At 63.8% G+C, this 9,689-nt stretch carries 3 protein-coding genes and 10 pseudogenes; 6 read left to right on the forward strand and 7 right to left on the reverse strand.

Annotated features, from left to right (window positions below):
* Positions 1-103: 103 nt before the first annotated feature.
* Positions 104-304, reverse strand: a pseudogene (locus ACZ4NT_RS37725) (transposase); the annotation flags it as partial.
* Between the two features lie 2 nt (positions 305-306).
* On the opposite strand from ACZ4NT_RS37725, the pseudogene ACZ4NT_RS37730 reads away from it, so the two are divergent.
* Positions 307-806 (forward strand): annotated as a pseudogene (locus tag ACZ4NT_RS37730) (IS701 family transposase); the annotation flags it as partial.
* Here ACZ4NT_RS37730 and ACZ4NT_RS37735 read toward each other — a convergent pair.
* Positions 801-944: pseudogene (locus tag ACZ4NT_RS37735) on the reverse strand (IS630 family transposase); the annotation flags it as partial. The pseudogenes ACZ4NT_RS37730 and ACZ4NT_RS37735 sit on opposite strands and share 6 nt — an antisense overlap.
* On the opposite strand from ACZ4NT_RS37735, the pseudogene ACZ4NT_RS37740 reads away from it, so the two are divergent.
* Positions 942-1,550, forward strand: a pseudogene (locus tag ACZ4NT_RS37740) (IS701 family transposase); the annotation flags it as partial. The pseudogenes ACZ4NT_RS37735 and ACZ4NT_RS37740 overlap by 3 nt on opposite strands.
* On the opposite strand, the pseudogene ACZ4NT_RS37745 reads toward ACZ4NT_RS37740, so the two are convergent.
* Positions 1,531-1,731 (reverse strand): annotated as a pseudogene (locus ACZ4NT_RS37745) (HD domain-containing protein); the annotation flags it as partial. The pseudogenes ACZ4NT_RS37740 and ACZ4NT_RS37745 overlap by 20 nt on opposite strands.
* 274 nt (positions 1,732-2,005) lie before the next feature.
* The gene (locus ACZ4NT_RS37750) at positions 2,006-2,587 is read right to left on the reverse strand and encodes a trypsin-like serine peptidase (RefSeq protein WP_467729903.1); all 582 of its coding nucleotides are present in this window, start codon (positions 2,585-2,587) and stop codon (positions 2,006-2,008) included.
* Between the two features lie 758 nt (positions 2,588-3,345).
* On the opposite strand from ACZ4NT_RS37750, the gene ACZ4NT_RS37755 reads away from it, so the two are divergent.
* A complete protein-coding gene (locus tag ACZ4NT_RS37755; RefSeq protein WP_467729905.1) occupies positions 3,346-3,579 on the forward strand; it encodes a hypothetical protein in 234 nt (77 codons plus the stop codon).
* Between the two features lie 18 nt (positions 3,580-3,597).
* Here the strand turns inward: ACZ4NT_RS37755 and ACZ4NT_RS37760 are convergent.
* Positions 3,598-3,978 (reverse strand): annotated as a pseudogene (locus ACZ4NT_RS37760) (transposase); the annotation flags it as partial.
* 581 nt (positions 3,979-4,559) lie between these two features.
* Between ACZ4NT_RS37760 and ACZ4NT_RS37765 the strand changes: the two are divergent.
* Positions 4,560-5,036 (forward strand): annotated as a pseudogene (locus tag ACZ4NT_RS37765) (IS110 family transposase); the annotation flags it as partial.
* Here the strand turns inward: ACZ4NT_RS37765 and ACZ4NT_RS37770 are convergent.
* Positions 5,036-5,215 (reverse strand): annotated as a pseudogene (locus tag ACZ4NT_RS37770) (IS110 family transposase); the annotation flags it as partial. The pseudogenes ACZ4NT_RS37765 and ACZ4NT_RS37770 overlap by 1 nt on opposite strands.
* Before the next feature lie 743 nt (positions 5,216-5,958).
* Between ACZ4NT_RS37770 and ACZ4NT_RS37775 the strand changes: the two are divergent.
* A complete protein-coding gene (locus ACZ4NT_RS37775) occupies positions 5,959-6,684 on the forward strand; it encodes a transglycosylase SLT domain-containing protein (RefSeq protein WP_467729907.1) in 726 nt (241 codons plus the stop codon).
* Between the two features lie 1,374 nt (positions 6,685-8,058).
* Here the strand turns inward: ACZ4NT_RS37775 and ACZ4NT_RS37780 are convergent.
* A pseudogene (locus ACZ4NT_RS37780) lies at positions 8,059-8,877 on the reverse strand (IS5 family transposase).
* Positions 8,878-9,020: 143 nt separating this feature from the next.
* Between ACZ4NT_RS37780 and ACZ4NT_RS37785 the strand changes: the two are divergent.
* Positions 9,021-9,249: pseudogene (locus tag ACZ4NT_RS37785) on the forward strand (transposase); the annotation flags it as partial.
* Positions 9,250-9,689: the final 440 nt, after the last annotated feature.

Here is a 9,689-nt window from a genome sequence, read left to right on the forward strand (position 1 = left end):
CGATCTCCCACAGCCCGTCCGGAACAATCCAACTCCACGTACCCCGCCCCATAACCAAGTCCAACGACCCAGCCCCACATAGGACACGGTCTAAGACCGTGTCCTATGTGGTGAGGCGGACGAGTCGCTTGTAGCAGCAGAGGGCGGCGGCGAGGCCGAGAAATGCCAGGTAGTTGCGGGGATGGCGCTCGTAGCGGGGGCTGAGTCTGCGGTAGCCGGACAGCCACGACATCGTGCGCTCGATCACCCACCTTCGCCGTCCTAATCGTTCGCTGGACTCGATGCCCTTGCGGGCGATGCGGACTCGACGAGGCTTACGGTCAGGAGTGGAAGTTCCGTCGCCTGCTCGAGGAGCTCGGCGTCGGCTACGTGGTTGCGGTCCCGAAGTCTCAGCAGGTCAAGAGCCTGGCCGGATTCTGGAGTATCGACGAGCTGATTGCCCAGGCGCGGAGGATGCCTGGCAGCGGCTCCTGCGCGACGGCGCGAAAGGCCCGCGCATCTATGACTGGGCCAGCGCGAAGCTGCCGACGATAGGCTTGTTCGACGGTGACACCCTAACTCACCACCGCTGGGTGCTGGCTTGCCGGAGCCTGACCCGGCCGGACGAGATCGCCTACTACTTCGCCTACGCACCGCTGGCCTGCACCGTCGCTGACCTCGCGGGAGTGGCCGGGATGCGGTGGGAGATCGAGGAGCGCTTCCAGGCCGCGAAGAACGAGTGCGGCCTGGACGAGTACGAGGTCCGCCGCTACATCGGCTGGTATCGGCACATCACCCTTGCCATGCTCGCCCACGCCTTCCAGGCCCGCCGGCACCTCCTGGTCGAGCTTGATCAGGAACTTCTTGAACTCCTCGGCCCGGTGCCGTCGGTGCAGGGAGCCGATCACCTTGCCGGTGGCTACCTCGAGTGCGGCGAACAGCGTGGTGGTGCCCGAGGGCACATGGTGCTGCGGGCCCTGGCCTCGCCGTTGCCCATTACGTGGGTCACCGCGGATTCCGCCTACGGCCAGGACAACCGATTCCGCCGGCTGCTGGAGCAGTCGGGTGTCGGCTACGTACTGGCCGTCCCCAAGTCCCAGTTCAGCGTAGGCTGTTCACGGATCGAGGGCCTGTTCGCGCAGGCCCCGGACGAGGCATGGGAGAAGCTCTCCTGCGGCGATGGCGCGAAGGGGCCTCGCGTCTACCACTGGGCAGCGATGCGGCTGCCGGCCGTCGCCGAATTCGACTATCAGGGCGAGGTCCCTCACCGAATTGCGGTGGGCACTGGCCCGGCGCAGCATCAGCAAGCCGGACGAGATCGCCTGCTACCTCGCCTACGCACCCCTTCAGGTCACCGTCCAAGAGCTGGTGCGGGCTGCGGGGGCGCGCTGGGCGATCGAGGAGTGCTTCCAGGCCGCGAAGAACGAGTGCGGCCTGGATCTTAGGTCCGCCGCTACGTGGGCTGGTAACGGCACATCACTCTGGCCATGCTCGCTCACGCTTTCCAGTCTGGTCCGCGGTCACCGCTTCGTGATCGCCCGGCGTCGCTTACTTCTTTCCCAAGTTATTGATGTCGCCGGTGCGGGTCTCTTGGGAGTCGTGCCACACCGCCATGTGGGCAGCGCGTGAGGCGTCGGCGCCCTCGATGGTCGCGATGACCGAGGCGATGACCGACGTGCGCCAGGCATGGTCGGCGACGCGATCGGGGGCGCGGACGCCTGCCATCCACCAGCCGGTGCGGGCGTTCTTCAGGGTGCCGGCCTCTCACAGGAAGTGCGCCACTTCTGCCAGGTCCGGGTCGGCCACGGTGCGTCTCCTCTCACGCCTCTGCGAGGCGGATGGCGTAGCGGACGCCCTCGAGCTCTCGCCGAGCCTGCGGCGAAAGCCGGGACTCATCCCACAACACGGGCAGCTTGTGGCGCAGGCCCGTCCGGCCGAGGTCGCCGATCGCAGCAGGCTCGGGCGTGCGGCCAACAGAGTCACGCTCACCCCGTTTTCCCGCAGCCTGGGAACCAGGGTCGGCAGATCAGTAGTGCGCGTTGTACCGGACCGAGTTGTATAGCTCCCCAACCTCCGTCCCGAAGTAGTTGCCCTCCAGAGGCGAGGGGGCCGTAGAGGTGACGGTCGTTACATAGCCGAGGTTGCCGTCAAAACCCGACATCCATGGTCCGCCGCTGGCTCCTGCGGTCATGTCGCAGTTGACGTACTCGTACTTTCCGTACGGACCACTTCGGCCCCAGGCTGTGTTTGCACAGTGCATAAGGTTCTTACCGTCGAACGGCGCAGCCGCGGGATACCCGAAGACGTCAACGTCTATGGCCGGGGAGCCGTTCCATAGGATTCCCTGACCGCCGGTAATGTCCTGGATCTTGGCACCGGAGTTGTTCTTGTGTAGCTCGACGAAACCAACGTCAACGCCCGTCGAGAGCTGGCTGACCCAGGTCGCAGTCACCGAGTAGTGGGAGGCGCTCCAGGTGCCGTCGACACTTGGCCCATTTTTGTAGCCCGGGTCGAATACCCAGTTGGTGTACCAGGCCCCGTTCTGCCCAGAATCGCGAATGCAGTGCGCGGCGGTCACGACGACGTTCTTGGCCTCAGTGGCCACCACCGTCGCCGAACATGCCTCCGTCTGCTTCTTGCTGTTGGTGAAGAATACCCGGCCGGCGGAACGCCCAATGCCGGTGGTCGCCCCCCATGCGGTGGCATGCGACTGGACGACAAAGGGCGACCCTTGGTCTTGTAGAGCACTGGCCGCACTGTGGGAAGGGCGTTGCGGGGCCACCATGCCGGACTGCCGAGCCGGGGCCGTCGGTGAGACGCCCACCGATCGGACAGAGGGCCGCTTGGGCTTGGCAGCGGCGTTCCGTAGGGCCTCCTGCTTGCGCTCGGGAGTCCAAAATTTGGACAGCGCCTTATGAGGGTCAGCATCCAGCCCCGCCGCCTCCGGAGTGAGGCTGGCCACAGCGGAGTACGAGGTGGCACTACCCGCTTGCTGCGGCCCAGCCGAAGCCTGAACTCCTACTACCGGTCCTAGGAATAGTGCAACCGACGACAGGGCAGCAAGCCCCGCTCTGCTGGTAAGCCTTGCCATACGAGAACCCTCGGGAAGTTTCTGGAGGATGGCTTTTGCAGCGCAAAACGCCATGAAGGGGAGGATTCTCGATATAAATCACATCGCCACATGCGAAAGGAGAGGAAGAGCTACTCAAGTAGGTCAGCTACTTGAGAAGAGGCGGTCCGTTCGCCCGAAGCCGGTGACAGTGCTACGGGACGGGGTGTGTGTGCGGGGACCCTATGTGTTTGGTCAAGGTGGAAGACCAGTAGGTTCGTGTGGTTGAGGGTGGGGGCCAAACGGTAGGGGTGCGTATGGGCGATAGCCAGGTCACGATCAAGCTCACGAGTGACGAGGCGCTGGTGGTGTCACACTGGCTGGAGAAGCTGCAGATGACGGACCTCAGCCGCGTTGTCGACGATTCGGCGGTGTGGGCACCGATCCATCGGATTGCCGGAACGCTGGACAAAGCGCTTCCTGAGCTGTTCGCGCCTGACTATGACCAGCGCCTTGAGGCCGCTCGTCGGCGGCTGCGGCCGGAGGACTGACTGATCGGTCGGAACTCCTCACCTGGCCGTGGCGGGTTGAGGTTCGTAGAAGGTTCCGTCGCGGAGCATCGCGAAGAGGACGTCGGCCCGGCGTCTGCCGAGGCAGAGCAGGGCCTGGGTGTGGTGCTTGCCCTGGTCGATCTCCTTGTCGTAGTAGGCCCTGGACGCCGGGTCACCCAGGGCGGCGAACGCGGAGAGGAAGAAGGCCCGTTTGAGCTGCTTGTTTCCTCTCCGGGAGGGCTGTTCGCCGCGGATCGAGGAGCCCGAGCTGCGGGTCGCCGGGGCGAGACCTGCGTAGGCGGCGAGGTGGGCGGCGGTCGGGAAGTTGCTGCCGTCGCCGACGTCGATGAGGATCCTGGCTCCGGTCCTGACGCCGATCCCCGGCATGGACGTCAGGACCTAATTCGTTGCTGACGGATCCAGCACCACCCACCACGGATGTGGTCTTGCTGGGCCCGTTCGAACACTGGGGCCGTGACATCTGTTGCCACTCCGGCTGATGGAAGCCTCCGGATAGACCGGTGCACGGTCCTGGTGTTTGTAGTGGTGACGGTCGTGTGGGCGACGAGCGGATGTCTTCACGCGACTTGGTCGGTACGAGACCTCCCCAGAGAACGGCGACGCTCGACGTCTTCACGACCGCCACCGCATCAGACGTTGGCGGGCCTGTGGACCGTTGCTGAATGCCTCGTCAGGACCGGGCAACGATGCCTCTTCGAAGACCGGCAGCGCCTACGGCCACGGGTCCGTCAACACCGTCGGCTTGATCACTCGTTGGAGTTGGTGGTGCGAGCCCTCCGCACGGTGACCTCTTGACATACCCGAGCCGGTTCGAGCTCCCGAGTACACCGAGGCCCGTGAGGTGAGCTGGTGCCACGAACACGGCTGATGAGGTGTCGGACCAGCCCTGGCGGCTGAGTCCTGGAATTAGGTCGCTGCGTGGCCCGCATGCGCTCGTGACCAGCGCAAACACCCGCACCATGGGGAGGGGCAACTTGATCTACTGCGGAATCGACTGGGCCGAACGCCACCACGACCTCGCTCTCGTCGACGACACCGGAGAACTACTCGCCAAACGCCGAATCACCGACGACGCCGTTGGCTACCAACTGCTGCTGGACCTGCTCGCCGAGTACGGCGACACGCAAGACGCACTGATCCCAGTCGCGATCGAGACCTCCCGCGGCCTGCTGGTGGCCGTGCTGCGGACTGGCAAGCGCCAGGTCTTCGCCATCAACCCGATGGCCGCCGCCCGCTACCGCGACCGCCACTCTGTCTCCCGCAAGAAGTCAGACCCCGGCGATGCCCTGGTCCTGGCGAACATCCTCCGCACCGACATGCACGCCCACCGGCCCCTGCCTCAGGACAGCGACCTGGCCCGCGCCATCGCCGTCCTGGCTCGCGCTCAGCAGGACGCCACCTGGAACCGGCAGCAGTCCTCCAATCAGCTCCGGTCGACCAGCACTGTTTCGTGCTTGGCCTGCAGTTTCGCGAACAGCTCGCGGAGCTTGGGCTCGGTGTTGGGCAGGCGCTTGTCGAACGCTTTCTTCCCGGCCGGGGTGATGGCGGTGGCGTGGGTTCCGCCCTTGCCGACGTCCAGGCCAAGGAAGACGTCGATGTCGCCGGTGTCGATCACGCGCAGGCCCCTCCATCACGCTTTCGTCCGGCCTTGCCAGGGCACCGAGCTGCCACATCCACGTTACGGAGAGCTCTTCCGGCTCGGGTGTGGCCGGTGCTCAAGCCCCTCATCAGCGGTCCGTCGATGCCTCCGGACCCGGTCCCCGGATCATGGATAACAAGGGAGGGGAAGTCATGCCGGACCCGAAGGCCGGAGGCCCCATTGCGGAGCCACGAAAAAGGTGACGGGGGCTAACCGACTCTTGCGATTACGAAGGGTTACTAATCGCACTCTGGCGAGCAAAGATTAGCAACTGATCATTTCAGAATGAGGTCCGGAGTCGTTCCAAGTAGATGATGCTGCAGGCGAAGATGCTCTGTGTGTCTCGCTGGCGAGCCGTCAGTCAGCGGGGCCGACCTGCGGCTACAGCTGCCAGCTAGCCGTGTCCTACACCAGCAAGTTGCTGTGTAGTGGACCGCAGCTCACCAACCCCGGCTCCACTCGCACACTCCGTAGTGCGATTTTTGCCACTTCGTCAGGTCTTGCTCGCGGCGTTCACACTCGCATACGTTCTCCGAGTCGGCTGGTGCGACGAAATTCTGACGTCGCACAGCACCCATCTCCATCCATCGGTGGGGGCGAGAAATTCTTATGCGTAACCCGCCAGGGATCGGCAGGACTACGGCACGTTCAGAAACAGCTGGACGCTTCCCGCCTGAGGCTGACGATTCACCTTGCAGCGCCAGAGAGGACGTTTCACTATGCTCGCAAATCGTCATTACTTGAAGGTCAATTTATCTAGGCTCGGGGTAATCGCTGCGGCAATAGGTGCTCTTACTTATCCTTTCGTAAGCACAGCCAGCGCATACGCCGTCGCTCCGGATCAGGCGCCTAAAGCTCGAGTGGGCGCCTCGAGCCCGACTGTTTCAGACGTCCAGCTCATACTCTACAAGACCGTCCCGGGTGACACCCTCGCCACGGTTGTGCAGAAATACCCTTCAAGCGGTACTTGGCAGAAGCTGTACATAGCGAACCGTGCCATCATTGGTGATGATCCCACCCACCTGAGGCCAGGGCTGGTCTTGACTGTGGGCACCAAAACGTTGACGCGCACGATTGCAAATGCAGCACCCAAAACCGTCGGGGACGAGGGCTCAACGATACATGCCGACAACCTCGACGGCTGGATCAAAAAATCGCTGGATATTATGGCCCAGGAGGGGATTCCGGGTAGCTACGACGGCATACTCCGCAACGTGATGCGCGAGTCCTCCGGCAACCCCAACGCCATCAACAACTGGGACTCCAACGCGGCCGCGGGCACCCCGTCGAAGGGCCTCCTGCAGGTCATCGACCCCACGTTCCAGGCCTACCACGTGGCTGGCACATCGATGGACCCCTTCGACCCTGTCGCTAACATTACGGCTGCCTGCAACTACGCCGCAGATAAATACGGCTCCATTGACAACGTCAACGGCCCGTACTGACCGGATCTTCCGAATTACGTCGCGAAGTTGGGATCGCTGCTAGGCTGGTGGTTGCCGAATGCCTGCTTCCGGGAAGTGATGGAGTTGGCGTAGCGCTGTCCCTTTGCCGACGTTCTGGCGAGGGATGGGTGGATGTAACTCACGTCCTGCTCCCATCACGCTGTCGTTTGGCTCCTGCTTTGTGGCAGCCGAAGTCTTCCTCGCTGGCGTACTGGTGGGTTTACGGGCCAGGGCCAGGGACCGAGATGCAGCGTTGCGGAGAGTGAGGGTTACCTGCTGGGCTTAAAGGGCAGAGTGTTATCAGCGCCGTGAACGTCTAATGGCGTGAAAGGGGGTAACGACTGGTGACAATCCGGTGGCTATGTCGTGGAGAGACGCCATGCAGTGGGAGCGTCGACCGCCGGCCGTGGCATGTTCCCTTATCCGAGTCAAGAACCGCTGGTTTTCCTCGTGTCTTCGCTGGTCGGTCGGTGATGGTACGGGCTATGCCGCATTGTCACAGATAATGGCGGTTTCTGAAGGAGGAGTGGAGGCCTGGTCGGTAAGGACGGGTGGGCGCGGGGCCGCCCATCGCCGATAAGTGGCACGGAGACTCTCGAGCGCGGGCTCGAGTTGGGGACCGGTCATTGCAGTGTCTTGGAACGAGGGGTCGGCACCGTCCGTCGACAGCGAGACCTATTTTGGTGGTAGCGCCGCCACGGGAGCGTCCAGCTGGATGGACGATGAGTCTCCGTAGCGCCGATCGTCCGGGCTCGTCCCTGTGCGCGAAGGTTGAGTTGATAGACACCTCCCAGTCGTCCGGCCTACGGAGTCCTCGACGGGTTGAATGCAAGTGCGCGGCATCGTCCACGTTCCGTCCGCTAGCCAATGGCGATGGCATTTGTAGACGGTTTCCCCAGGTCTGCATGCCTGCCGTCCCGACCCGCCATTGCACGCCGTCCGTGCCTGGCAAAGTACCCTATTCGTCACTCTGCGATGACTACTTCACCACCCTCCACGCATACACCACCGGGCAGGACGACTCCACCATTCCTACTCTGCATTCGTCGGACCCCGGACCCCCACTGACGCACTCAACGAGTCTTATCCCGCCACCGCACCACTGTCCACGGGTGCCTTATCTCGAAGGGCCCGCCATGTTTCTAGCCATACCCAAGGCGTTCCCTACACAGGGCTCCCTCTGCCCATCAAACAGTGGACTTGGGTCTTCGCTCCTGATCTCAACAGGTGGGTCAGGCAGACTGGTCCTTTGTTATTGAGTTCGGGCCCCGCGACATTTGTAGACGAATGTCCTCGACGTGCTGTGCCTCTCTGGGGAGAAGACCTCGAGCGTGGCGCGGGCTCGCAGGGAGCCACGACCACTAAGACCGTGTCCTACGTGGTGAGGCGGATGAGTCGCTTGTAGCAGCACAGGGTGGCGGCGAGGCCGAGAAAGGCCAGGTAGTTGCGGGGGTCGCGCTCGTAGCGGGGGCTGAGTCTGCGGTAGCCGGACAGCCACGACATGGTGCGTTCGATGACCCATCGGCGTCGTCCTTAGCGTTCGCTGGACTCGATGCTTTTGCGGGCGATGCGGACTCCGATGCGCTTGCCGCGAAGCCATCTGCGCAGGTCGGCCCGGTCGTACGCTTTGTCCGCACGCAGGCGCTGGGGCTTGAAGTACCGGCCGCGGTGGGGGTCGTGTCTCGTTTGGTGACCCTCCACCATGGGCTTCAGCCCTTCGCTGTCGTGGGTGCTGCCGGCGGAGATGCCGACGAGGAGGGGCAGTCCGTTCGCGTCCGACAGGATGTGCATCTTGGAACCCGGCTTGTCCCGGTTCACGGGGCTCGGACCTGTGTGTTCGCCCCCTTTTTTAGCCCTCACGTGGGCGGTGTCGAGGACGACTCGGGTGACGTCGATGAGGCCTGTGTCGTCGAGCCGGTGCAGTACGGCCTCGTGGAGGCGGCCCCGGAGGCCGGCTCTCGACCAGATCAGGAACCGGCGGTGGGCGGTCGACTTCGATATGCCGAAGCAGGGCGGAAGTTGGCGCCAGGCGCAGCCGCTGACCAGCACGTAGATGATCGCCGCAAAGAGCGTCTCATCAGGCGTGTCCTGCGTTCCGCCGCCCTGCGGCCGCACTCTCGACGGCGGGATCAGCGGCTCCGCGATCTCCCACAGCCCGTCCGGAACAATCCAACTCCACGTACCCCGCCCCATGCCGAAACCAATGACCGCCTCACCACGTAGGACACGGTCTAAATGTCTACTGCAGGACGACATCAGTTGTCTGGCTTCCAGCAGCTACCTGCTCGTGAAGCACACGTGTACGTCTGCCGTCGCTGCGCTGCCAGCGGTAGGTAATGTTCGCGGCGATCATCTTCGTGCTGGTCAGCGGTTGCGCCTGGCGTCAACTGCCGCCCTGCTTCGGGGATCTCGAAGTCGACGGCCCACTGCCGGTTCATGATCTGGTCCAGAGCCGGCGTCTGGGGCCGCCTGCACGAGGCCGTGCTGCACCGTCTCGACGACGTCGACCTCGTCGACGTCACCCGAGTCGTCCTGGACACCGCCCACGTGCGCGCTAAAAAGGGGACGGGCGGCTACTTATCGTGGCTGGAAGTCTGCTTATGGAGCGACGACATCGAGGTGACACCGCCTGCCGCACGTCACTGAGCCTCTTCCAACCTGACGGGTGGTTTAACAGGGGCGAGGACGCGAAGCTCCTTGCCCCTCTTCGGTCGGTACCCCGCCAGGTGCGGAAGTCGATCTTCTTATGACGGAGGTCGCCCCGCCGTCGGCGGTGCCTGGCACCCAGGAGATTGCCAGGTGCTTTTCCAGCACAGCAGCTGGAGCCGCTGCCCGGACCTGCGTGCCACCATGCCTCCGGAGCGCTTCGCAACCGACACGGGGGAGGGAACGTGGTCAGCACCACGTCCGCTAAGACCGTGTCCTATGTGGGGCTGGGTCGTTGGACTTGGTTATGGGGCGGGGTACGTGGAGTTGGATTGTTCCGGACGGGCTGTGGGAGATCG

The sequence above is a fragment of the Streptomyces sp. NPDC026417 genome, assembly GCF_055567695.1.